At 55.5% G+C, this 25514-nt stretch carries 21 protein-coding genes; 11 read left to right on the top strand and 10 right to left on the bottom strand.

Translation table 11 applies throughout. The features are described from left to right. Positions 1-61: 61 nt before the first annotated feature. Complete coding sequence (pgk, locus tag BM373_RS14050) at positions 62-1225, bottom strand: phosphoglycerate kinase (RefSeq protein WP_090462421.1); 1164 nt, start codon at positions 1223-1225, stop codon at positions 62-64. 57 nt (positions 1226-1282) lie between these two features. Continuing rightward, on the bottom strand, positions 1283-2302 hold the full coding sequence (gene epd, locus BM373_RS14045; RefSeq protein WP_090462419.1) for an erythrose-4-phosphate dehydrogenase: 1020 nt from the start codon (positions 2300-2302) through the stop codon (positions 1283-1285). A gap of 372 nt (positions 2303-2674) precedes the next feature. On the opposite strand from epd, the gene BM373_RS14040 reads away from it, so the two are divergent. The 9 genes from BM373_RS14040 (at position 2675) to BM373_RS14000 (ending at position 13399) form a co-directional block, all read left to right on the top strand. Then, a complete protein-coding gene (locus tag BM373_RS14040; protein WP_090462417.1) occupies positions 2675-3094 on the top strand; it encodes a PPC domain-containing DNA-binding protein in 420 nt (139 codons plus the stop codon). Between the two features lie 26 nt (positions 3095-3120). After that, positions 3121-3699: an ECF transporter S component gene (locus BM373_RS14035; RefSeq protein ID WP_090462415.1), complete on the top strand. Its 579-nt coding sequence runs from the start codon at positions 3121-3123 to the stop codon at positions 3697-3699. Then, positions 3700-4407 carry an energy-coupling factor transporter transmembrane component T gene (locus BM373_RS14030; RefSeq protein WP_090462414.1) on the top strand — a complete coding sequence of 236 codons (708 nt, stop codon included), beginning with the start codon at positions 3700-3702 and terminating at the stop codon, positions 4405-4407. It abuts the gene before it with no gap. Beyond that, on the top strand, positions 4395-5072 hold the full coding sequence (locus tag BM373_RS14025) for an ABC transporter ATP-binding protein (protein ID WP_090462412.1): 678 nt from the start codon (positions 4395-4397) through the stop codon (positions 5070-5072). Before BM373_RS14030 ends, BM373_RS14025 begins: the two co-directional genes overlap by 13 nt. Next, positions 5066-5719 carry an ABC transporter ATP-binding protein gene (locus tag BM373_RS14020; RefSeq protein WP_090462410.1) on the top strand — a complete coding sequence of 218 codons (654 nt, stop codon included), beginning with the start codon at positions 5066-5068 and terminating at the stop codon, positions 5717-5719. Before BM373_RS14025 ends, BM373_RS14020 begins: the two co-directional genes overlap by 7 nt. 238 nt (positions 5720-5957) lie before the next feature. Then, entirely contained in the window at positions 5958-7592 is a 1635-nt protein-coding gene (locus BM373_RS14015) for a PTS transporter subunit EIIC (protein WP_090462408.1), read from the top strand. Beyond that, on the top strand, positions 7592-8806 hold the full coding sequence (locus BM373_RS14010; RefSeq protein WP_090462406.1) for a CehA/McbA family metallohydrolase: 1215 nt from the start codon (positions 7592-7594) through the stop codon (positions 8804-8806). The genes BM373_RS14015 and BM373_RS14010 overlap by 1 nt, the downstream gene beginning before the upstream one ends. A 4-nt stretch (positions 8807-8810) precedes the next feature. Further along, a complete protein-coding gene (locus tag BM373_RS14005) occupies positions 8811-10835 on the top strand; it encodes a DUF5054 domain-containing protein (protein WP_177220154.1) in 2025 nt (674 codons plus the stop codon). Continuing rightward, positions 10832-13399 carry a glycoside hydrolase family 38 N-terminal domain-containing protein gene (locus BM373_RS14000; RefSeq protein WP_090462403.1) on the top strand — a complete coding sequence of 856 codons (2568 nt, stop codon included), beginning with the start codon at positions 10832-10834 and terminating at the stop codon, positions 13397-13399. Before BM373_RS14005 ends, BM373_RS14000 begins: the two co-directional genes overlap by 4 nt. 38 nt (positions 13400-13437) lie before the next feature. Here the strand turns inward: BM373_RS14000 and BM373_RS13995 are convergent, their stop codons facing one another. From BM373_RS13995 to tkt, 7 genes are all read right to left on the bottom strand, one after another. Beyond that, positions 13438-14139 carry a nucleoside/nucleotide kinase family protein gene (locus BM373_RS13995; RefSeq protein WP_090462401.1) on the bottom strand — a complete coding sequence of 234 codons (702 nt, stop codon included), beginning with the start codon at positions 14137-14139 and terminating at the stop codon, positions 13438-13440. Beyond that, entirely contained in the window at positions 14136-14645 is a 510-nt protein-coding gene (locus BM373_RS13990; protein ID WP_090462399.1) for an MltR family transcriptional regulator, read from the bottom strand. Before BM373_RS13990 ends, BM373_RS13995 begins: the two co-directional genes overlap by 4 nt. A 15-nt stretch (positions 14646-14660) precedes the next feature. Continuing rightward, positions 14661-15632: a class II fructose-bisphosphatase gene (glpX, locus tag BM373_RS13985; protein ID WP_090462398.1), complete on the bottom strand. Its 972-nt coding sequence runs from the start codon at positions 15630-15632 to the stop codon at positions 14661-14663. Further along, on the bottom strand, positions 15629-16906 hold the full coding sequence (locus BM373_RS13980; protein WP_090462396.1) for a zinc-binding dehydrogenase: 1278 nt from the start codon (positions 16904-16906) through the stop codon (positions 15629-15631). Before BM373_RS13980 ends, glpX begins: the two co-directional genes overlap by 4 nt. A 13-nt stretch (positions 16907-16919) precedes the next feature. Next, the gene (locus BM373_RS13975) at positions 16920-18308 is read right to left on the bottom strand and encodes a PTS mannitol transporter subunit IIBC (RefSeq protein ID WP_090462394.1); all 1389 of its coding nucleotides are present in this window, start codon (positions 18306-18308) and stop codon (positions 16920-16922) included. A gap of 30 nt (positions 18309-18338) precedes the next feature. Continuing rightward, positions 18339-18782, bottom strand: a complete 444-nt coding sequence (gene cmtB, locus BM373_RS13970; RefSeq protein ID WP_090462623.1) for a PTS mannitol transporter subunit IIA — start codon at positions 18780-18782, stop codon at positions 18339-18341. A gap of 297 nt (positions 18783-19079) precedes the next feature. Next, complete coding sequence (tkt, locus tag BM373_RS13965; protein ID WP_090462392.1) at positions 19080-21071, bottom strand: transketolase; 1992 nt, start codon at positions 21069-21071, stop codon at positions 19080-19082. A gap of 278 nt (positions 21072-21349) precedes the next feature. On the opposite strand from tkt, the gene BM373_RS13960 reads away from it, so the two are divergent. After that, entirely contained in the window at positions 21350-22108 is a 759-nt protein-coding gene (locus BM373_RS13960; protein WP_090462390.1) for a metalloprotease LoiP, read from the top strand. Positions 22109-22345: 237 nt separating this feature from the next. On the opposite strand, the gene speB is transcribed toward BM373_RS13960, so the two are convergent. Next, positions 22346-23266, bottom strand: a complete 921-nt coding sequence (speB, locus tag BM373_RS13955) for an agmatinase (RefSeq protein ID WP_090462388.1) — start codon at positions 23264-23266, stop codon at positions 22346-22348. Between the two features lie 520 nt (positions 23267-23786). Here speB and BM373_RS13950 point away from each other — a divergent pair. Continuing rightward, on the top strand, positions 23787-25514 hold the full coding sequence (locus BM373_RS13950; protein WP_256214644.1) for a ShlB/FhaC/HecB family hemolysin secretion/activation protein: 1728 nt from the start codon (positions 23787-23789) through the stop codon (positions 25512-25514).

The raw sequence follows: 25514 nt of genomic DNA, 5'->3' as shown, positions 1-25514 counted from the left end.
TTGCGAGCCCTGCTATCAAAGCACGCTGAAAGTTGGGCAGGTTTCCCTGCCCCTTGAATACTTACTGCTTAGCGCGCTCTTCAAGCATAGCGACTGCTGGCAGCACTTTGCCTTCCACGAACTCGAGGAATGCACCGCCGCCAGTGGAGATGTAAGAGATTTTGTCAGAAATGCCGAACAGATCGATTGCAGCCAGGGTATCACCACCGCCTGCGATGGAGAACGCTTCGCTGTCAGCGATAGCATTCGCCACGATTTCCGTACCTTTACGGAAGTTCGGGAATTCGAACACGCCTACCGGACCATTCCACAGAATGGTTTTGGCGTTTTTCAGAATTTCAGCCAGTTTCTCAGCGGAAGCGTCGCCCAGATCCAGAATCTGCTCTTCATCTTTGATGTCGTTTACAGATTTCAGTGTGGCGGTTGCGGTTTCAGAGAACTCGGTTGCCACGCGAACATCGGTCGGAACCGGGATGTCGCAGGTGGTCAGCAGGCGTTTTGCTTCGTCAACCAGGTCAGCTTCATACAGGGATTTACCCACATTGTGGCCCTGAGCGGCAACGAAGGTGTTGGCGATACCGCCACCCACGATCAGCTGGTCAGCGATTTTAGACAGGGAATCCAGCACGGTCAGTTTGGTAGAAACTTTAGAACCACCAACGATGGCAACCATCGGGCGAGCCGGTTCTTTCAGCGCTTTACCCAGTGCTTCCAGTTCGTCAGCCAGCAGCGGGCCTGCGCACGCCACGTCAGCAAATTTACCGATACCGTGGGTAGAAGCCTGCGCACGGTGTGCAGTACCAAACGCATCCATAACAAACACATCGCACAGCGCGGCATATTTTTTGGACAGCGCTTCGTCGTCTTTCTTCTCGCCTTTGTTGAAGCGAACGTTTTCCAGAACCACCAGTTCACCGGCAGCCACTTCAACGCCGTCCAGGTAGTCTTTAACCAGACGTACCGGGCTTGAAAGTTTGTCTTTCAGGTAATTAACAACCGGCAGCAGAGAGAATTCTTCGTTGTACTCACCTTCGGTCGGACGACCCAGGTGGGAGGTTACCATCACTTTTGCACCCTGTTTCAGTGCCAGTTCGATGGTCGGCAAAGAAGCTCGGATACGCGCATCGCTGGTTACTTTCCCATCTTTAACCGGTACGTTCAGATCCGCACGGATAAAAACACGTTTACCAGCCAGATCCAGATCGGTCATCTTAATTACAGACATGGTGAATCCTCTCGTTGATTCGTTGATTCTTAAAGTTTTGCGAGCGCCAGAAGCGCTCTACCTGAAACCTTGCCCGGCCATGGCTAACGTCGTGTCGAGCATTCTGTTAGCAAAGCCCCATTCGTTATCACACCAGACCAGCGTTTTGATCAGGTGGGCACCGCTAACCCGCGTCTGGGTACCATCAACAATGGCACTGTGCGGATCGTGGTTAAAATCTGTGGACACCAACGGTAATTCCGTATAGTCAACTATACCATGAAATGTCCCCTGTGCCGCTTTTTGCAGCAACAGGTTGACTTCACACGCTTTTACCGGTTCCTTTACCGTCACGCTTAAATCGATGGCCGTCACATTGATGGTCGGCACACGCACGGCAATCGCTTCAAATTTATCATTAAATTTAGGAAAGAAGCGGGTGATGCCTGCGGCCAGTTTTGTATCGACCGGAATGATCGACTGGCTGGCAGCGCGAGTGCGTCGGAGATCCGGGTGCCAGGCGTCGATCACCTGTTGATCGTTCATCGCCGAGTGGATCGTTGTGACCGTCCCGGAATCAATTCCGTAAGCGTCGTCGAGGAGTTTAATCACCGGAATAATGCAGTTGGTGGTGCAGGAGGCGTTAGAAACCATGCGGTCGTCGGCGCGCAGCGTATGCTGATTCACGCCGAACACGATGGTGGCGTCGAGATCGCTGCTGCCGGGGTGAGAAAAAAGCACCTTTTTCGCGCCCGCCGCCAGATGTGCTTCGCCATCCTGACGGTTGCCATACACACCGGTGCAATCAAGCACGATGTCGACGCCGAGTTCGCGCCATGGCAGGGATTCGATATCAGGCTTATGCAGGAGCCTGATAGCATCGTCACCGATAAAAAGCTGTTCACGCTCCAGGCGCACGTCCCACGCAAAACGGCCATGCGTCGTGTCATATTTCAATAAATGCGCCATGCCCGCAGCATCCGCCAGTTCATTGATTGCCACCACGCTTACTTCCGCACGACGCCCGGATTCATATAAAGCACGAACCACGTTACGCCCGATGCGACCGAAGCCATTTATCGCTATGCGTACGGTCATAGATCTCCTGCAAGGCCATTCCACTTCATGTGGCTGACAGAATAGTTCAGCCGTCAGTCGGGTGGAACCTTACGTGTCACAAACTGCAAATGATTGGTTAAATGACGAACACTTCATCAACTGAAACGCTTCAGCCAGAATAAGCGAATTGTGGAATAAAAGGAATCCGCGCCCGGCGGGTTAAAACGGTTATCTGATCTGCGTCACACTTTAACGCAAATGGCACGCGCGATTATTCTATTACTGGAATCCGCATTCCCGTATACGAAAATCATCGTAGCGCCGCGCTTTTTTCCTGATATACATCAGTGATTCAACTTACCGCCATCCGTATGATGCTGGCACGTCCGAGTCTCGGAGTTAACTTACGCTATGACCTTATCCCCTCAATCAGATGCCCGCTTTTATGCGCTGCGTCTGGCCCCCGGCCAGGAAGTTCTGAGCCAGTTACGCCTCTTTATTACACACCATCAACTGCACGCCGCGTGGATTGCGGGCTGCACCGGCAGTTTAACGGATGTCGCGCTGCGCTATGCGGGCCGCGAAGACACCACCTTACTTTCCGGCAAGTTTGAAGTGCTGTCGCTTAGCGGCACGCTGGAGTCTACCGGAGAACATCTGCACCTCAGCATCGCCGATGAAAACGGTGCGGTGCTGGGCGGCCATGTCATGCCTGGCTGTACGGTGCGCACCACGCTTGAGCTGGTCATTGGCGAATTAACCGCCCTCTCTTTCTCACGCGAGCCGTGCCCGCTCTCCGGGTATGAAGAACTTGTCGTGAAATCCCGTTAACCCACTTTTATTACTCTGAGGTTGTTATGGCGCGTCGCCAACTTTCCAGCCAGACGCTGGCCCTGATCGTCATTTCTGTCGCCATTAATATGATTGGCGGGCAGCTTATCAGCCTGCTTAAGCTGCCGATTTTTCTCGATTCCATCGGCACTCTTATCAGCGCCGTGCTGCTCGGGCCGTTTATTGGCATGCTGACCGGGTTATTAACCAACCTGCTGTGGGGGCTGCTTACCGATCCCATCGCCGCCGCCTTTGCGCCGGTCGCCATGGTGATTGGCTTAGTGGCAGGCGTGCTGGCGCGGCTTGGCTGGTTTAAGACCCTGCCAAAAGTGATCGCCAGCGGTGTCGTCATTACCCTTGCCGTTACCGTTGTCGCCGTGCCCATCCGTACCGCGCTGTTTGGCGGTGTAACCGGCAGCGGGGCCGATCTGGTGGTCGCCTGGGTGCATTCAATGGGCAACGATCTGATGGAATCGGTGGCACTGACGGTGCTGGGCGCGAACCTGGTCGATAAGATCCTGACGGCGATTATCGTCTGGGGATTACTGCGCCAGCTTCCGCAGCGCACATTGCGCCACTTCCCGGCGATGTCGGCTGTACGTTAAATGCATCCGTTTACTTCCCTCTCCCTGTGGGGCGTGGCGGCATGCACGGCGCTGCTGATGCCCGCCAGCCTGCTACTGACGGCGGTAAGCACGCTGTCGTTTGTCAGCCTGTTGATCGTCCCTGCGGCCCGCAAGCGGGCGCGGTATGTCGTCTGGCTGATGCTTTCACTGGGGGTGGGAATGTGGCTGGTGCACGGCGGCTGGCTGGCCGCCTGGCTTAGCGGTCAGCCGCGTAATCCGCTCGCCTTTGCCCACGCAATCGTGCTCTGGCAGCGCATTCTGATCGTCGTCGCCACCTCTCAACTGTGGATGGCCTGCGTACCCGTTCCACTATTTGTTCGTGCGCTGTTTGCCAGCCGACTGCCACCAGGTCTGGCTTATCTGCTCTCCGGCCCGCTGCTGATTGTGGAGCAGTTAAAGCACCGTCTGGCGAGTATTCACGAGGCGCAACGGGCGCGCGGTGTGCCGCTTGGCGGGCGCTGGTATCAGCGTCTGCGCGCGATTCCGGCGCTGATTGTGCCGTTAACGCACAGCGCCCTGAACGATCTCTCTATACGCGGAGCCGCCCTGGATATGCGCGCGTTTCGTCTGCACCGCACCCGCACGACGCTGTGGGCACCGCCTGACAGCGCCGGGCAACGCCTCTTTCGCTATGTGATGGTGGCGTTCATGCTGGCCGAAATGGGAGCCTGGATATGGTTACGTTAGATAATTTCAGCTATCTGCCAGCGCACTCGTCAGTCCCCGCCAGGGCGTTTTCGCTTAACCTCACCGAACCTGGCATGGTGGCGATCCTGGGCGGCAACGGCAGTGGTAAAAGCACGCTCGCGCAGTTGCTGGCGGGCTGGTATCCGACGTGGCTGCCGGGCAGCATCAGTGGAACGGGGAGCTTATGCGGTCATCCCATCGGTGAGCTTTCTCTTGTTGAGCAGGCACAAACCATCCAACTGGTGCAGCAATCCCCTTACCTTCAGCTTTCGGGCTGCACCTTTAGCGTGGAAGAAGAAGTCGCCTTTGGGCCAGAAAACCTCTGTCTGGATGAAGCGACGATCCTGGCCCGGCTTGAGGCGGCGCTGACCTTAACCGACTGCCAGCCGTTGCGCCACCGCCATCCGGCGACGTTATCCGGCGGCGAATCACAGCGGGTGGTTATCGCCTGCGCGCTGGCGATGCAGCCCAAAATATTAATTCTCGACGAAGCGTTCAGCCGCCTGACGGCAGCGGCGACGCTCACGCTGCTTACGCGCCTGCAAACGTGGGCGCAGGAACACCAGGCGCTGATTATCCTTTTTGAACGCCAGCGCGATCCCTTTCTGCGCTTTTGTCAGCACGCCTGGCAGTTACACGACGGAGAATTAAACCCGCTATGTTAACTCTCGATAAAGTGCGTTATCGCTGGCCGGGTGCCACGGCAGATTGTTTACGGGAGGTGTCACTCAGCCTGGAACCGGGAGAATGGGTGGCGCTGACCGGCGACAACGGCGCGGGTAAATCAACGTTACTGCGCGTGATGGCCGGATTGCTGAAACCTTCTGCGGGCACGGTAACACTCGACGGCGCACCGCTGGCAAAAATGCAGGATGCCGCGCGGGCGCAAAGGTTAGGCGTGCTGTTTCAGGAAGCGGAAAATCAGATCTTTCACAGCGATGTCACCCAGGAAGTGACCTTTGGCCTGCGGCTGCAAAAGCGCCCGCAACAGGAAATCGCGCAGTGCACCGCTGCTGCCCTGACGTTGTGCAACCTTGACGACGTGGCCAGCGCGCATCCGCTGGATCTGCATACCGCGCAGCGCCGGATGGTCGCCGTCGCCAGCCTTGAAGCCATCGCCCCGCCCGTGCTGTTACTGGATGAACCCAGCCGAGATTTTGACGATGCATGGCTAGCGGTATTCGAACGCTGGCTTGCCGTCTGCCGCGAAAGGGGCACCACCGTACTGGCGATAAGCCACGATGCGGAATTTATTCGCCGCCATTTTACGCGCGTGATCCGCCTGAAGGACGGTGTTATTACCGGAAAATAATAAATTTCATGAATAATAAATAATCCCGCCCCCCTTATTTTATTTACTTTTCGCCTGTTTGACTTAAATGGCTAAATAAGTACAGGCGCTTACCTTCCGTTATTTTCATCACAAAACACGCCCTTTCCCAATGCTAATATTATTAGCGCTCTATCTATATTCACCCTGATTATATTTAACTCATTCACTGCGCTAATTGGAATAGTCAGGATGACAGATAAAATCAAAAGGACTTGTGATGAAACAAAAAATGCAAATGGTCGGTCAGGCCATGCTGGTGCCTATTTCGATTATTACCATCGGCTCGATGTTTATGGGCTTTGGCAGCGCATTTACCAGTAGCGGGACGATTGCGGCCCTGCATCTGGATTCGGTCATTACCCGCGACTCGTTTTGGTTTGCCTTTTTTAGCGTGCTGAAGGCAACGGGAGATGTCGTCTTCCGTAATTTGCCGCTCTTTTTCTCCATTGGCGTGGCGTTCGGGCTGGCCAAAAAAGAGAAGGCCTGGGCCGCCTTTTCCGGCGCGGTGTGCTTTATGGCAATGCACTTTATTATCAGCGTTCTGCTGGAGTTAAACGGCCTCACGCCGCAAACCACCACCGCCGACTGGTTCGTGCAACATCAGCATCTGGATCCCACCACGGCGGTGCAAAAAGCCTCTATCTACACCACGGAACTGGGCATGTTCTCTTACCGCATGAGCGTGTTTGGCGGCATGATTGTCGGCCTCGTGACCTCGTATCTGCACAACCGGCTCTATAACGTTAAGCTCCCGCTGGTGCTCTCCTTTTTCGCCGGAACCCGCACGGTGCCGATTGTGACGCTGATGGTGGGATCGCTGCTCGGCGTCACGCTGTTTTTTATCTGGCCGCCCGTGGGCGGGATGCTGGCGCAGTTCAGCAAGCTCATAGCTAACTCAGGTTTAGCCGGAACTTTTATCTGGGCGATTGCCGATAAATCATTACTGCCCGTCGGCCTGCATCATTTGATCACCACGCCCATTCGCCTGACTGAACTGGGCGGTTCGATGGAGATTTGCGGGCAACTGGTGAGCGGCACCACCAATATTTATATGGCCCAGTTGGGCTGTGAAGAGACGCCCGAACTGCTGGTGCGCGGTTTTCAGTCGGGCCGGGTGGTCGTTCATTTCGGCGCATTGCCGGGTGCGGCGCTGGCGATTTATCAGTGCTCGCGCGCGCCACAAAAAAAGGTGGTCGCCGGATTATTAATTCCCGTGGTCGCCACCATGATGTTATTTGGCGTCACCGAACCCATTGAATACACCTTTTTATTTGTCGCCCCGTGGCTGTTTTATTTTGTCCATGTCCCGTTAACCGGACTGGCATTTGTATTAACCGAAATGGCTAACGTGTCGATTTATGGCGGCAGCCTGAAAGATATTCTGCCCGTGCTTCTGCAACCGAATAAGCTCAACCTGTGGGGTTATTTATGGTTAACGCCGCTGTTTTTCGTCATCTATTACGGCTTATTTCGCTATCTGATCCTGCGTTTTAACGTTATGACTCCGGGGCGCGAAAGCGACGAGCGCGGCGAGGGGGAAACGAAGCTCTATACCAAACAGGATTATAAAGCGCGGCAGGCGCAGCAGGAGAAAACCCCGTCGCTTGCCCCGCGCATCATCGCCGCGTTTGGCGGCAAAGAGAACATCGAACAGTTCGATAACTGCATCTCCCGCCTGCGTGTCGAAGTGAAAGATCCCACCCGGGTGGCGAACGAAATCCTGTGGAAGAAAACGCTCGGCGCAAAAGGGTTTGTCCGGGTGGGCGATAACGGCTTTCAGATCATCTATGGCGCAGAAGTCATCATGATCGCGGGCGACTGCAAGGAACTGCTGGATGAGGAGGAAGCCTGATGAACGCGCTTCAGGAGACATTCCACCGGACGCTGACCTTCACCCCGCGCGATGAAAAACAGATCGCCCGCGTTGATTTCACGCCGGGCGCGGGCATCGAAAAAATCGGGGTGGAATACCAGGTCAGCGGCGAGAGCGTGGTCGATCTGGGCCTTGAAATAAACGGGCAAGTCAAAGGCTGGAGCGGCGGGGCCAGACGGCAGTTTATCATCAGTGAAAATTTCGCCACCGAAGGCTACACGCGCACCGCCATCGTTGACGGCACGTGGAGCGTCCTGCTCGGCCTGTATAAAATCCGCGCCGCCTGCGAAGTGACGGTCACCGTCACGCTGTTTAAAAAGCACTACCGCTGGTTAAAAGGCGACACCCATCTGCATTCTGTCCACAGCGACGGGAAGTTAACCATTGCAGAGCTCATCAGTCGTGCGCAGGCGCAGGGCCTCGATTTTCTCTGTTTTACCGATCACAACACCACCTCGCAAAACCGCGAGATCGCAGGCATTAACTCGCCGCTGTGTCTGATCCCCGGCATGGAACTGACCAGCGAGCGGGGCCACGTTAATTTCACCGGCACAGCGCAGCCAGTGGCCTCGTTTCTGCCCCATTTCACCGCCGCCGACATCGCCGCCAGAATGAATGAAGCGCGGCAAAACGGCGCGCGCATCGGCATCAATCACCCTTTCTGCCGCCATTGCCCGTGGCAGAACCCGTTGAGTGATTACGACTGGCTGGAGATCTGGAACGGGCCATGGGACGCCAGCACCAACAACGAGCAGGCGTTTGCCTGGTGGTATCAGCAACTCTGCGCGGGCAAGCGGATAAGCGTCGTGGCGGGCAGCGACTTTCATAAAGAGAAAGGATTGATCTGCGCGTACACCTGGACGCGGGCGCAAAGCACCGAACGGGAAGACATTCTGAATGCCCTCGCTCAGGGGCGCTGCTACCTGAAAAGCGACGGGCCTACCGACCTGCACCAGTTCTGCATCGGCGAGGCCGGGCCTGGCGAAACCGCATCCGGCAGCCTGCTGCATGTCAGTCTGAGCACCCATCCGGATAACCACGTGCTGCTTTACACCGACCGGCACGTCATCACGCTGCCCCACAACGGCCACGTGGATCAGCACATCGACATCAACGATGCCGCTTTCGCCCTGCTGCGCGTCAACCACGGCCCCGTCGCCCAACTTATTACCAACCCTGTTTATCGAGGATAGTCCCTTGCAACGTGTCCATATCATCTACAAAACGCATCTGGATATTGGTTTTACCGATCTGGCCAGCATCATCGAAGACAAATACCTGCATGAATTTATTCCGTCGGTGATCCGCCTTGCGCAGGAGGTCAACACGCCGACGCAGAAGAACTTTATCTGGACCTGCGGCGCGTGGCTTATCACCCGCTTTCTGCAAACGGCCAGCGAAACGTCGCGCCGGGAGCTGATCGCCGCTATTGAGCGGGGCGACATCGCCTGGCATGGTCTGCCGTTTACCTCGCACAGCGAACTGCTTAACGCCAGCACCCTGCAATTCGGTCTTGATTACGCGCTGGATCTCGATCTGCATTTCAACAAGCGAACCATCGCCGCTAAAATGACCGACGTGCCCGGCTACACTCAGGCGATCGTTCCCTGGCTGGCCGGGGCCGGGATCACTTATCTGCACCTCGGCGTTAACGAGGCCTCCACCTCGCCGGATGTGCCGCTGCTGTTTCGCTGGCGGCTGGGCGAGGCGGAAATCATCGTCAACTACTCCCCTGGCGGGTACGGCAACGAATACTACTGCGAGCCGCTCGATGAATTGCTGGTGTTCTGCCACGCCGCCGACAACTGCGCGCCGCCGGATGCCGACCAGGTTTACGCCACCATTAACCGCTACCGGGCGCGTTACCCGGATGCGGTGGTCAGCGCGTCCACGCTGGATGACTTTGCCGCGCGGGTGACGACGATTAAAGATCGCCTGCCGGTGATCAGCCGTGAGATCGGCGATACCTGGAATCACGGTCTGGCGACCGATCCGGGCAAAGTGAGCCGCTACCAGCGGTTGATCCGCCTGCTGGGGCAGGAGGTGTCAGCCGGGCATCTTTCGCCCGTTGATGAAGCCTGCCGTCAGGCGATGGCCCAGCTCATCATGGTGCCGGAGCACACCTGGGGGATGGATCTCAAACTGCATCTGTCAGATTACAACCACTACCTGCCCGCCGAATTCGACGTGGCGAGACAGGCCGACCAGATTGAAAACGGCATTCCCAAACCGTACCGGTTTATCGCTGAGTTTGCTGCCCGGCTGCCGCATCGCAATGAGCCGGGCTACCGGAATATCGCCGCCTCATGGCAGGAGCAGCGCGACTACGTTGAAAACGCCCTCGCCTGCCTGCCCCCGGAGGTGCGCGAGAAATTTATCCCCGCCGCCCCCGTCACGCCCGATGGCATTTTGACCCATGACCGCTCGCTGACATTGGGCGATTATCACCTCGATATTGCGCCGGATGGCAGCCTGAGCGCGCTGAGAGTCAACGGCAAAAACTACGCCGCCGCACCGCTGGCGAAACTCATTTATCGCCAGGTGAGCGATGACGAATACCAGCGTTTTGCCGGGCATTATCTGCAAAATCTGGACTCCACCCACGACTGGGCGATTGCTGATTTCACCAAGCCGGGACTGGAACTCACCGCCGTTCCGGTGACATCCCGGTGCGCCACGCTGAAACTGCACAGCGTCTGGATTGATGAAACGCCGGACGACTACCGGCTGTTTATCGACACCCGCTTTGTGCAAAACGAGCCGGGGATGGTGCTGCGCCTGCCGGAAAAAGTGCTGCACGGCTGGCGCTTCAGCAAGCAACACGCGGAGATCCGCTATCAGGTTTCAGTGATCGGCAAGCAGGCCAACCGCCTGCCGGAAGAGATCTGGCTGCAATTCGGGCTTATTAATAAATCACAGAGCCTGTGCCGCAAGATTGGGCAGATCATTGACTGGCAGCACGTCGTGCACAACGGCAACCGCAACCTGCACGGCGTGGAATCGGTGAATGCCCCTGACTGGCGACTGCAACCCCTCGACGCGCCGCTGATCGCCCTGCACGAGCCGCGCATTTTGTGGTTTGGCGAACCCCATGACCAGCCCGACAGCCTCTTCGCGCACCTCTATAACAACATCTGGGGCACCAATTTCCCGATGTGGTACGAAGAGGATATTCACGCCGAATACCTGCTGCATCTGGTGAGTGACAAGGAGAGCGAATGAGCGACCAACGGATTATCCATGCGGTGTCACACACCCACTGGGACAGGGAATGGTATTTCACCACGCTGGACACGCAGGTGTTCGCGGTCAAAGCGTTTAGCAAGCTGATCGACGCGCTGGAAGCTAACCCGGCGTTGATCTACCACCTCGACGGACAAAGCTCGCTGCTGAGCGACTTTTTACAAATCCGCCCGGCGCTCACTGAACGGGTGAACGCGCTGGTGAAGGCGCGACGCCTGCTGACCGGCCCCTGGTACACGCAGCCGGACCTTTTTAACATCGCCACCGAATCGATGTTCCGCAATCTGCGCATCGGCATTCATCACGCGCAGGCCGCCGGGGGCTGCATGGATGTGCTTTATCTGCCGGATACTTTTGGCAGCCACGCGCAACTGCCGCAGATCGCCGCCGCCTTTAATCTGCACAATATTTTGCTGCGCCGGGGTTACGATCCACAGCACATGGGCCCTACGGAGGTGTGCTGGCAGACGGCCAGTGGCGACGCGGTGAAAACGGCGATTATTCCCTTTGGTTATTCGCTGGCGCATCCGGAGCGCGGCGGGCGCTACCGCAATTTCTCGCTGCATCACTTCAAACTTGAAACCTGGCCGCTGGTTGAAAAGCTCAAACAACTGACCACCAGCCGCCATCTGCTCTGCCCGATTGGGGGCGATCAGGTAAGCTGCGATGCAGAGTTCGACAGGCTTATCGCGAAAGTGGACGCTCACTCCGACGACCATTACATCGCCAGCAGCTATGAGGATTATTTCGCTGCCCTGAACGAAAACGACCTGCCGCTCTACGAGGGCGAGTTCCGCCAGCCGCGTCTGTCCCGCGTGCACAAAACCATCGGCTCTTCACGCTACGACATTAAAAAGGCCAACGACGCCGCCGAAACGCAGCTTATCCATCAAACCGAACCGTTGCTGGCGCTGGCCCGCGCCAACGGACTGGCCTGTAGCGAGGAGATGCTGGAAAAAGCCTGGCGTATGCTGCTGGAATCACACGCCCACGACAGCATGGGCGGCTGCAACAGCGATGAAACCAACCGTGATGTGCTCACCCGTTGCGCCCACGCGCAGCAAACCGGCGACGCGCTGTTCAGCCTGCACGCCCAGTTGCTGCTGGCGAATCTCGCTGCCGATCGGGACTACCGCTTTTTACTGGTCAACGGCACCAGTGCCCCGACGGTGTGCGTGCACGATCAGGTTCTGATCTCCCCGGCAGCCACCTTTACGCTGACCGATGAGCAGGGCGTCGCGCTGGAATTTGTGCTGCTGGAACAACAGCGCATTCGCAGGCCGCGCGCGGTCTTACTGACCCCGGATGGCGAGGTCGAAACCTTCTCCGCAGACTATTACTACCTTAACCGGGTCGATATTCTTCACGCCCCGGTACCCAGACTGGGCATGGCGGTCTTTTTTGTGAATTGTGCCGAACCCGTGGCGCTGCCGTGGATGAAGCCTCTGCGCCAGACCTTTATTGAAAATCAGCACTACCGCATTAGCTGGCACGATCAGAACCTGCAACTGTTCGACAAGCGCAGCCAGCGCACGCTAACGCGGCTGGTGCAGCTCAGTGATTTGGGCAACGACGGCGATCTGTATGACTTCTCGCCGCTGGCAGGCGACCACGAGTTGCGCGCTGGCTGGATGGAACTGGTGGGCGTTAAGCAGCACCCCGCCAAACAGGAGATGACCGTCGCCAGTACATTAATGCTGCCCGAATGCCTCAACGCGGATCGCAGCGGGCGCAGCGAGCAGCAAAAACCGGTCGCTGTCACGCTGACCGTCACCCTGGAAGAGCAGCTTATTCGCTTTCATCTGGATATCGATAATCAGGTCCGCGAACACCGGATGCAGCTTATTTTTGATACCGGGGAAGCGATTAACGCGGTGCAGGCGGATATGCCTTTCGGCTGGATCACCCGCCAGAACCAGAACATTACCGACGCCCAGGGTTTTAGCGAACGCCCGGTGGACATCGAACCGTTCATGCATCAATTGCGCGCTCACGACGATTTCCATCTGTTTGCCCGTGGCCTGAAAGAGTATGAATACGCCGACCGCGAGCTTCGCGTCACGCTGTTTCGGGGCGCGGAGCATCTGGGAAAAGACGATCTGCTCTGGCGTCCGGGCCGGGCGTCGGGCCAGCGTTTAGCCACGCCGGAAGCGAATTTATTGGGGCCTCTGACGTTTGATTTCGCGCTGTGCCTGGCACCGCTGACGCCCGTTGCGCGCGTGGAGATGGCCCAGCGTTATCGCGTCAATCCCACGCTCTGGCAATGGCAGTGCGATCAGCGTTGTCTGCACCGGCTGGATAATTTCGATCTCTTTTTGCCTGTGCACCCCGTCACGGTGCGACACCTGCTGGAGGATATTCCGGAAGGCATGGCGTTAAGCGGCGTGGACGTGCTGTACGGCGAAACCCTGGTGCGACTCTACAACCCTGGTGAGTACCCACTTACGCTTCCCGCCCACTGGCAGACCTGCAACGCGCTGGGCGAGCCGCTGGATAAACATGAAGTGAAGCCATCTGAGCATGTGAATGTGAAACTGGCGTAAAACACGCCCGGCAAGGCTGCCGGGCGAAAGCACATCTTCTACGCCGAATATAAATGCCCGTCGGCATCCATCTGTAACGTGACATCGGCTGCAAGGCTTTGGGTTAACACCTTGCGGACGTTTGGCCCGTCCGTGCGCTGATAAAAATCTTCTGCCTGCTCGCGGGTTAATCCCCCGGCGATTTTTCGCGCCACCAGCCGCGCTTTTAACGCCGCCTCCGGAGCATGAATAAAAAGAGAAAAGTCACAATATTTTCGCACGGCATCCCAGCGTGGATCGTCAAGCAGCAGCCAGTTTCCCTCCACGATAACCAGCGGGGCAGAAACCGGGATCGCCGATTCCACCGGATCGTGGCGCTGGCGGTCATATTGCGGCCAGCCCCCATCACCTGCGCGAATTTGCCGCAGGTTTTGTACCAGTTTATCCACGTCGAAGGTTTCCGGCGCGCCCTTGCGCCCTCTGAGCTGATGCGCCTCCAGCCAGTCGTTATAGTGATGAAAACCATCCATCGGCAGCGCCTGGAGTTGAGGCAGCGTTGAGTCTTGTGCGCAGAGATATTCCCAGAACGCCGTGAGGGTGGATTTCCCCGTCCCCGGCGGCGCGCTGAGAAAGATAATGGTCCGGTGATCGGAATCTATGTTTGCCAGCCGCCTGAGCAGCGGCTTGTGGAGGTGTTCTATTTCACGATCGTCCCATGTGGCCTGCGTTGCCAGCCCGTTGATCGTCAGCGTTAATTTCACGGCGTGAGTTCCTTTATGATCGTCGTTACCGCGAGCGCCAGCGCTGTTTTGGTAGTGGCGTTAAAACGCACTTCTGAATAGACGGCAAAATCCGCAAACTTCATGGATTTCAGCGCGTTATAGAGCGTTGCGTTAGCCGTTATGCTGTTAATATTGCTGATAAAATCCCAGGTTATTTCATCGGTATAACCCGGCGCGCACGCCTGTTCTGCCAGATACTGTCCGAACTGAGAAAAATGGGTAATGTCGGCATACAGCCATTTATCCATTTTACCCAGCGCATAAATCAGGCGTAACGCCACATCAATATCATCAAGCGGCCCACTTTGCGCCAGCAGCGGTTTTACTGCGTATTCAACGATTTCGGCATCATTATTAACGAATAACGACGGCAAAAACTGCCGGATTGCCCGCAGCAACATCTCATTCGCGGCGGTCATAAAGGAGAGTAAATCCTCCTGAGCGTCCAGATGCTCCAGCACGTCGTCTTCTGTCAGCGTCGTCATTCGTTTCTCGTTAGATCACCAGCCATGCAGGGAATCTATTATATTACACGTTCGGTCTGCGCCATTGATGAGTAATGTCTGCGTTTTCACCCTCCCCTGGTATTCATGAACGCCTTTAAGCAGTTCGCCATCGGTCACGCCCGTCGCACAAAACAGAACGTCGTGGTGCTTCACCAGTTCATTCAGGGTGTAAATGCGATTGACCTCAACGCCCATGCTGGCGCAGCGGCGACGCTCATTGCGCGCGATTTCCCGACAGGTAGGCGTGTTGCCTTTAGCCTCACTAAAATCGATCAGTTCCGCCTGCATATCGCCCCCGAGCGCCGTGACGGCACAGGCGGAGATCACCCCTTCCGGCGCACCGCCGATGGTGTACATCAGGTCAAAGGTATTATCGTGCTGACAGGTCAGCACGCTGGCCGCCACGTCGCCATCCGGCAGCGCGAAAACTTTAACGCCGAGCTGCTTCGCCTGCGCAATGGCGGCGTGCATACGCGGTTTATCCAGCGTCACCATGCGCAGTGACTCCAGCGGTTTGCCGAGAGCGTTCGCCACGCGCCTGAGGTTTTCATCCAGCGGCTGAGTAAGATCAATCACCCCGCGCGCCCGCTGATTCACCACCAGCTTTTTCATGTACATATCCGGGGCATGAAACAGGCTTCCCTGGGGCGCAAACGCCATCACCGCCAGCGCGTTGCTTTGCCCCATGGCCACCATCCGTGTACCTTCTATCGGATCGACGGCGATATCCACCGCGGGCCCGCTGCCTGTGCCGACCGCTTCACCGATGTAGAGCATCGGGGCACGATCGATTTCCCCTTCACCGATCACCACCCGCCCCTGCATGGCGACGGTGTTCATCGCCTTGCGCATGGCGGTGACCGCCAGACCGTCGATTTTATTTTTGTCGCCGCACCCGGTTTGTGGAAAGGCGGCGAGCGCCGCCTGTTCCGTGATGCGCAGCAGCGGCCACGCCAGTGACATCATTGCGTATCCTCCCCGGTATAAACGTTAAAGTGCGCCAGCAGCGTTTTCTCTGCCCGTTCATTCCAGATGCCGTGCGTGTCGCTGACGCACTCCGCCAGCGCTTTAAACAGCGGGTCGGTTTTGCCTTTTTCAGCAAAATCGGCAATCGCCGTCAGCGGCATGGTGACGCCGTTATAGATAAGCTTTTTGCCGCCCGGAATGTCCGGCAGGTTCAGCACCGTTTCCGGCACCGCATCAAGGCCGCCAATGTGCGTGACCATAAAAGAGGGCTGAAGCTGGCCGGATGCGCTCAATGCAATGACCTCTTTCATATCGTCGGTGGAGCCGCCAGAGGTACCCACCACGTGCGTGCTGTTGTAATGCACGTTGTAAAAGTTAAACGGGACTTTGAAATGTTTATCCGTCGGGCCCGCGAAGAAGTTCAGGCAGCCATCTTCCGCCAGCAGTTCATCGGCCATCTCCAGCACCGCAGGTACGGCGGCGTAAACAAACACATCATCAAAGCCGGCATCGTCAGTCAGCGCGCGAAGCATCGCCGTGGGGTTCTCCGTCCCCTGCGTATTAACATAAATCAGCTCGATGCCTTTCGCTGCCGCCTGCTCAACGGGCAACAGCGTGCGGGCCTGCGCCAGCCGTTTTTCGTCGATATCTACCACCACCACGCGCGCAGGTTTTATGCCGCCATTAATCGCGTAATCAATGGCCCCGATCCCCATCGGCCCGGCGCAGGCTAACAGCGCCAGATTGCCGCCGGGCTTAATTCCCATCCGGTGCTCATAGACATAAGGCGTGGTGTGATAATTGGCGTTATAGGCCCCAATAATGCAGCACATCGGTTCAGCCAGTGACGCCGCCGCAAAATAGGAGCCGTGCAGGGGCAATACGCAACCTAAATTAATCGCCAGTTCCGGGATGATCATATACGTGGCGTTGCCGCCAAAATATTCATAGCTGTAACCGGCGGAATATCCGCTCGGCAACCCCATGGCAGGCTGTAAAACAAAGCGCTGCCCTTTTTTATATTTCCCGGTTAGATTTTTGCCCACTTCAACAATAACGCCTGCGCATTCATGACCGGTAATTACCGGATGGTTTTCTAAATCATCCGGCACGCGTTTATGATCGCTGCCTAACAGTGCTGCTTTCCAGGTGGATAAACATACGCTGTCCGAAATAACGCTGACTAATAACTCATTATCGGTAATAGGGGGAAGTTCAAACTCACGAATACGGATATCCCGCTTGCCATAAATGGCAGCAACTTTAGTTTTCATTTTGACTCCGGCATTATTTTTTATTTTCAGCGGTTAACTGGGTAAACAGAACATCAAGCTGTGGATCGCCGATGTAATTATTAATCAGCACCCGTGGCGTTTGACTTACGCGTTTAACGCGCTCTTCCAGACTGGCGTGCGTCACAATCAGATCCACATCCTGCGGCACGTTTTCTATGGCGTAGTGCTGCACGTTCAGCACCATTCCTGCTTTTTCCAGACGCTTGCGGAAAGTGGTTGCGCCCATTGCGCTGGAGCCCATTCCGGCGTCGCAAACAAACGCGATGCGGGTAATACGGTGAGCTGCGTATGCGCCCTCTTGTTTCATGGTTTTGACTGCGCTCGCTGACTGCGAAAATTCATCTTCGCCCTCAGCATCTGCCTGTTTTTCCATTTTCAAAATAAACGAGGTGATCGCAAAAGAGACCAGCGTGCCGGTGGTGACCCCTGCCAGGGTAGCGAGGAAACCCCCCTTCGGCGTTAAGGCCAGATACGCAAAAATCGATCCCGGACTTGGCCCGGCCACCAGGCCGCCATCCAGTAAATTAAAGACCCAGGTGCCTGACATACCGCCTGCAATCATGGCGATAAGCGTCAGCGGCTTCATCAGAACGTAGGGGAAATAAAGCTCATGAATGCCGCCGAGGAAATGAATAATCATCGCGCCCGGCGCAGAGCGCTTACTCATGCCTTTACCAAAAAGGGTAAACGCCAGAAGCAGACCTAAACCGGGGCCGGGATTTGAGGCCACCATAAAGAAGATGGATTTACCGTGCTCGGAAGCCTGCTGCATCCCCAGCGGATAATACACACCCTGATCGATGGCATTATTTAAGAACAGGATTTTCGCCGGTTCATTAATGACCGAGAGCAGCGGTAAATATCCGGCGTGAACCAGTGCTTCAATGCTCTCTTTGACCATGTTGTTGGCAATCAGCACCGCCGGGCCGATGATTTCAAATCCCAGCAGGCATAACACCATCCCGGCAATCCCCAGCGAGAAGTTGTTAATCACCATTTCAAAACCGGCGGGAATACGATGCTCTAATGCTTTATCAATATGCTTAATCAGCAGGCCGCCTAATGGCCCCATGATCATCGCCCCTAAAAACATTGGGATATCCGCGCCGACAATGACCCCAATCGTGCCGATACCGCCCATTACCGCGCCACGTTTACCGCCGATGAGCGCGCCACCTGTCGAACCGATCATCACCGGCAGTAAATAGGTGATCATGGGGCCGACAATTTTGGCGAAATGCGCATTGGGCAGCCAGCCTGTGGGAATGAAGAGCGCGGTGATAAATCCCCACGCAATAAATGCGCCGATATTGGGGATCACCATCGCGGTTAAAAAGCCGCCAAAAGCCTGGATTCTTGCACGAGCAGACTTATTTTCCATAATAATAATATCCTGTAGGGAAGAGAGTTATTACGCCTCGGCGATAATATTTCTGAGTTGCGCTTCGCTATTGGCCGTTAATAGTCTGTTGATATTTTCTTCTTCGCATAATAGTTCGCTCAGCGCCTGGATTGCGCCGATATGCGCGTCGGAATTTGCCGCTGATAAACCAATAAGTAATTTGACGGGCTCATCGCACGCCGGGAATAATACTGAATGATTAAGCAGTACTAATGAAAGGCCGGTTTTTAATGCCCCATTCTCAGGCCGGGCGTGAGGCATTGCCACACCGGGCGCAAGAATATAATACGGGCCATGGTTAAGCGTTGATGCTTTTATCGCATCGATATATTCATGAGTGATGTAATGTTGTTTGAGTAATGCTTCCATTGAAAAGTCTATTGCCTGCTGCCAGTCCTTTACTGCATTTTCAATAGCAATAGCACCATCCGGGAAATAATCCCTTAATCGCATCATTATGCCCCCTGATTTATATCCCTGTTTGGGTGAAAATAAAATACTCGCGGGAATAAGCAAAATCAATGCGGGGGAAATAGCGAGGAAAACAAAAAATGCTTTTAGATGGCTAATAAAATCAAATAATTATAAAAAAGCAATAATACAAACGTGATCCCACGCTCAATAACCACACAAACAATAATAGTATATTTGCAGGACGAATCACATTTAAGCGCTTGCCAAACTCTTTTTTAGTGAGGTCACGCATAAAAAAACGGGCCGCTTTTGCGACCCGTTTTTACTTTTACGCGATTACAGCAGTTCTTTCGCTTTGCTCACCACGTTCTCAACGGTGAAGCCAAACTCTTCGAACAGCAGCTCTGCCGGAGCAGATTCACCGAAGGTGGTCATGCCAACGATGGCACCGTTCAGGCCCACATATTTGAACCAGTAGTCAGCGATGCCCGCTTCGATGGCCACGCGGGCAGACACAGCTTTCGGCAGCACGGATTCGCGGTAAGCGGCATCCTGCTTGTCGAACGCATCGGTAGACGGCATGGAAACCACGCGCGCGTTGATGCCTTCAGCGGTCAGTTTTTCCCATGCGCCAACAGCCAGCTCAACTTCAGAGCCGGTGGCGATGAAGATCACCTGAGGCTGTGCAGCGCTGTCTTTCAGCACGTAACCACCGCGTGCGATGTTTGCCAGTTGCTCTTCGGTACGTTCCTGCTGGGCCAGGTTCTGACGGGAGAGGATCAGCGCGGTCGGGCCGTCCTGACGCTCAACACCGTATTTCCACGCCACGGCAGATTCAACCTGGTCACACGGACGCCATGTGCTCATGTTCGGCGTTACGCGCAGGGAAGCCACCTGCTCAACCGGCTGGTGAGTCGGGCCATCTTCGCCCAGACCGATGGAGTCGTGGGTGTAGACCATGACCTGACGCTGTTTCATCAGCGCAGCCATACGCACCGCGTTACGCGCGTATTCCACAAACATCAGGAAGGTGGAAGTGTACGGCAGGAAACCGCCGTGCAGCGCGATGCCGTTGGCGATGGCGGTCATACCGAATTCGCGCACGCCGTAATGGATGTAGTTACCGGCAGCGTCTTCGTTAATTGCTTTCGAGCCAGACCAGATGGTCAGGTTGCTGGGTGCCAGGTCAGCGGAACCGCCGAGGAATTCAGGCAGCAGCGGGCCAAAGGCTTCGATGGCATTCTGAGAGGCTTTACGGCTGGCGATTTTGGACGGATTCGCCTGCAATTTAGCGATGAATTCGTTGGCTTTCGCGTCGAAATCAGCCGGCATTTCGCCTTTCATACGGCGGGTAAATTCTGCGGCTTCCTGCGGGAAGGCTTTCGCGTAGGCGGCAAATTTGTCGTTCCAGGCGTTTTCTTTCGCGGTGCCGACTTCTTTGGCATCCCACTGCGCGTAGATTTCAGACGGGATTTCAAACGGCGCGTGTTTCCAGCCCAGTTGCTCGCGGGTCAGTGCGATTTCTGCGTCGCCCAGCGGCGCACCGTGGGAGTCGTGGGTACCGGCTTTGTTCGGGGAACCGAAACCGATGATGGTTTTGCACATCAGCAGGGACGGTTTGTCGGTAACGGCTTTCGCTTCTTCAACGGCGCGTTTGATGGCGTCGGCGTCATGACCGTCCACGCCGCGCACGACGTGCCAGCCGTAGGCTTCAAAGCGTTTTGCGGTGTCATCGGTGAACCAGCCCTCAACGTGACCGTCGATGGAGATGCCGTTGTCATCATAGAACGCCACCAGTTTGCCGAGGCCCAGGGTACCGGCCAGCGAGCAGACTTCGTGGGAGATACCTTCCATCATGCAGCCGTCGCCCATGAAGGCGTAGGTGTGATGGTCAACGATGTCGTGGCCCGGGCGGTTAAACTGCGCTGCCAGCGTTTTTTCTGCGATCGCCATACCGACTGCGTTAGCGATGCCCTGGCCCAGCGGGCCGGTGGTTGTTTCGACGCCTGCGGTGTAACCCACTTCCGGGTGGCCCGGGGTTTTGGAGTGCAGCTGGCGGAAGTTTTTCAGCTCTTCAATCGGCAGATCGTAGCCGCTGAGGTGCAGCAGGCTGTAAATCAGCATAGAACCGTGGCCGTTGGACAGCACGAAGCGGTCGCGGTTAGCCCAGGCCGGGTTTTGCGGATTATGGTTCAGGAAATCGCGCCACAGAACTTCGGCGATGTCTGCCATGCCCATCGGGGCACCCGGATGACCGGATTTGGCTTTCTGTACTGCGTCCATGCTCAGCGCACGAATAGCATTGGCAAGCTCTTTACGTGAGGACATTTTGACTCCAGATCGGATAGTTAAAGGCCACGCCCCGCGACTTGACTACAGCGCGTTTTGGGCTACGCCGGAAAAAAGTGCCAACAATGTAACCCAAGCGGCAACTCATGTATATGGAGCATCCTTTTGCCGGTTTAAGAAATCTCTGGATCAGCCTCGCAGGTTGCGCAAACACTCGCCCGCGTATCGTTTCCTTCTTTATACTTAGCGCAGAACCCCCGCCCCAGGCGGCGGGCACATTATCAAAAATATGCATCATTCATTGCGGAAGATAAGAGATGAAGATTCGCTCAGCATTGCTTGCTCTGGGTATCGCAACGGCGTTAACCGGTTGTCAGAATATGGATTCAAACGGCTTAATGAGCTCAGGCGCAGAGGCGTTCCAGGCTTATTCATTAAGCGATCAGCAGGTCATTGCCCTCAGTGATGAAGCCTGTAAAGAGATGGACGGGAAAGCGCAGATTGCCCCGGCGAGCAGCACCTACAGCCAGCGCCTGAGCAAAATTTCTGCGGCCCTCGGCAATGAGATCAATGGCCAGCCGGTGAACTACAAGGTTTACGTGGCGAAAGATGTTAACGCCTTCGCCATGGCGAACGGCTGCATCCGCGTTTACAGCGGCCTGATGGACATGATGAACGACAACGAAGTGGAAGCGGTGATCGGCCATGAAATGGGCCACGTGGCGCTTGGTCACGTGAAGCGCGGGATGCAGGTTGCGCTGGGCACCAACGCCGTGCGCGTGGCCGCAGCCTCAGCGGGTGGCGTGGTCGGCAGCCTGTCGCAGTCGCAGCTTGGCGATCTGGGTGAGAAGCTGGTGAATTCTCAGTTCTCGCAGCGCCAGGAATCGGAAGCGGACGACTACTCTTACGATCTGTTGCGCAAGCGTGGGATCAACCCAACCGGGCTGGCAACCAGCTTTGAGAAGCTGTCTAAACTGGAAGCGGGCCGCCAGAGCTCGATGTTCGATGACCACCCGGCGTCAGAAGCACGTGCGCAGCATGTGCGTGAACGCATGGCGGCGGACGGGATTAAGTAATCCGCTGAGGCACACCCTCACCCCGACCCTCTCCCTCAGGGAGAGGGAGAAAAGCAAACCCTCACCCCGGCCCTCTCCCTCAGGGAGAGGGGGAAAAGCAGACCCTCACCCCGGCTCACTGCCTTGGGGAGAGGGAGAAAAGCCAGACCCTCTCCCTGAGGGAGAGGGGGAAAACCCAGTCGGTGCTCGATCTGTCCCCTCTCCCATGGGGAGAGGGTTAGGGTGAGGGGTAAGTCCTTACTCGCCTTTCTTCGCCGCCTGGATATACAGCATTTCCAGCGCCAGCGTCGCCGCAGCCAGGGCGGTGATCTCTGACTGGTCGTAAGCCGGAGCCACTTCCACCAGATCCATCCCCACAATGTTCAGATCTTTCAGACCGCGAACCAGTTTAATCGCGCGATCGGAGGTCAGCCCGCCAATCACCGGCGTGCCGGTGCCCGGCGCAAAAGCCGGATCCAGGCAGTCGATATCAAAGGTCAGGTACACCGGCATATCGCCGACGATCTGTTTCACCTGAGCAATGATGTCATCCACGGTGCGGTCGTTCACCTGGCAGGCATCCAGCACGGTAAAGCCATTGTCTTTATCGAACTCGGTGCGGATACCAATCTGCACAGAATGGTTCGGATCGATCAGGCCTTCGTTCGGCGCGGTGTAGAACATGGTGCCGTGGTCGAATTCGCAGCCGTTGGAGTAGGTGTCGGTGTGCGCATCGAAATGCACCAGCGCCATTTTGCCAAAGTGTTTGGCGTGCGCGCGCAGCAGCGGCAGGGTCACAAAGTGGTCGCCACCGAAAGAGAGCATACGCTTACCGGCTGCCAGCAGTTTTTCTGCGTGGGCCTGCAATTTTTCGCTCATTTCACGGGCGTCACCGAAGGCATACACCAGATCGCCACAGTCAACGACATTCAGGCGCTCACGCATGTCGAAGTTCCACGGGAAGCGGTTGTGCTCCCACGCCAGATTCGTCGATACCTGACGGATCGCCGCCGGGCCATGACGACCACCGGCACGACCTGACGTTGCCATATCAAACGGCACACCCGTGATCACCCAGTCAGCATCGCTGTCATACGGCTGGAAGTTCATCGGAAGACGTAAAAAACCAAATGCGTTAGATACCAGAGAGTTATCGTATTGATGACCTAAGGTGCTCATAGAGATGACCTCTTGTTGGAAAGTCGACATAAAAAAACCCCTCCGCGTCGTTAGGCCCGACGAGGAAGGGTTAGCGTTCGATAAGTGCATGTGAGGCGGATTATCCCTGTAATTCCCGGCGGGTTCAAGATCCGCCATCTTTACCGCCCTGTCACCCTCATTGCCGCGCTTAAAACGCTATCGGGTTTTACAGTATGGTTCAACCTGGCGGGTGCCTCCAGTCGTCCGGCTTTTTTAGGCATTATGGCCGTCATTATTAATATCCCCAATACATCCTGTCTTTTATATAAACAAAAAGAAATATAAATTATTTATATTATAAAAACGATCGTTAGAAATTCGCCTCATCAATATAACAATGCATTTTAAGAATATATTTGGGCTTATAAAATAGACATTTAACACTGCCCCGTTACACTAACCTTCCGTTAATAAAGCATGTTAATAGATGGTAGCACAGCAGCACTATTCAGACATGACAGCGGCAATTGTTAAACGTCATGAATATCAAGGAAGGCACGTGGCTAGTCTTAATAAAGCACTCTTATTCGTTCCATTTATTTCTCTGGCTCATGCGGCAGGTCCACTGCCCATTCAACAAAATAAACACGAGCTTGACCGGCTGGAAAAACAAAATAACCAGTTTCTCATTGAGGAGGCCAAACGTACCGAGCAATTTCTGCAACAACAACGTGTTAACCGGGAAACGGATGACAACCGCGACGCAGACGTCAATTCCACCTGGACCTTTAAAATAGAGCAGATAGAGATCCTCAATGACGATCTGTTCACCGATGCGCCACAGCGCGAGGCCATCATTGCGCGCTATCGCGGCAAGGCGTTAGGTAAAGCAGAAATCTTCGCCCTGGTAAAAGAACTGACCGATTTTTATATTTCTCGTGGTTATGCCACCACCCTGATTGCGATTGAACCAGGAAATATTAAAAGCGGCGTGCTTAAACTGCGGGTGATGTGGGGAAAAATTAACGACGTGAAGGTTAACGGGCAGGCACCCACGCTGCGGGAAAAAACGCGCCTGTTTGCCGCCTACCCCTTTTCAAAAGATAACGTCCTCAACATGCAGGATATCGATCAGGCGGTAGAAAACCTGCTTCGCGTCTCCGGTCAGGATAATCTTCAGGTTCAGCCGTCGGTGCTGGATGGTTATTCCGATTTAAATCTGCTGCATCAACCGTCTTTCCCCTTGTCGATGACGGTCGGGCTGAATAATTCCGGTATCGAAGCGGAGGGCTGGCGGCAATATTACGCCAGCCTCGCGGCAAAAAATATTGCCGGTATGAATGATATTTTTAGCGCCTATTATTCATGGAACGATCTGAATCACAGCCCGGACAGTCAGGATGCCTTGTCACTCAACTACAGCATTCCGCTCGGCTACTGGAGTTTTGATGGTGCCTGGTATCAATCACGCTATGAAAAAACCCTGCTGGGCAACAATGAAAGTTACGCCTCCGACGGGGATTCTGAACGAGCCTCTTTGCGCGTTTCTCGCCTGCTTTCGCGCAATGCCACCGGTAAAACCAGCGGCTGGGTAAAGCTGGAAAAACGCGACAACTACAACGGCATTGAATACAGCCAGATCGACGTCAGTTCAAAGTCCTACACCACGCTCTCCTCCGGCGTCACCTGGGTCGGCGCACTGATGGACGGCTGGTTCTATGGCGATCTGGGCGTGTCGGCCGCGGTCCCCTGGTTTGGCGCAGCCTGGACGGGCGATAAGGATCTCGACGGGTTCGATCTCGATTACGTGAAATATAACGGCGTGGCGAGCTGGACGCGCCCGCTGTTTAACCTGGGCCGCCTGGGGGGAATCTACGAATTAAACAGCGGGTTTCAGTACACCCCGGATGTATTAGTCAGCGATGCCAAAATGTCCCTCGGGGATGAATATACCGTGCGCGGTTTTAAAGATGACACGCTACTGGTGGATAGCGGCGCGTGGATTTCCAACACGCTGCAATTTCCGTTTGCTATTGGCCTCGCCGGAGTCCATCAATTTACGCCCTTTGTTGGCTATGATTTTGGCTTCGCCAAAGATAATTGCCCTGAGGGTGTTAATACCTGTCATAGCCAGTTCATGATGGGCGCATCTGTGGGCGCAAATCTGACGGGCGAATATTTCTTCACTTCCATTATGGCTGGCTGGCCGGTTAAAAAGCCCGACGCCTTTGCACATCAAAAAACAGACAACACCGTCGTTTATTACAAGCTGGAATTAAAATTCTAA

Source organism: Enterobacter sp. kpr-6, from assembly GCF_900116015.1.
GTDB lineage: Bacteria > Pseudomonadota > Gammaproteobacteria > Enterobacterales > Enterobacteriaceae > Enterobacter_D.
The sequence above is the reverse complement of the archived record's forward strand: the minus strand, read 5'-3'. Positions and strand labels throughout refer to the sequence as shown.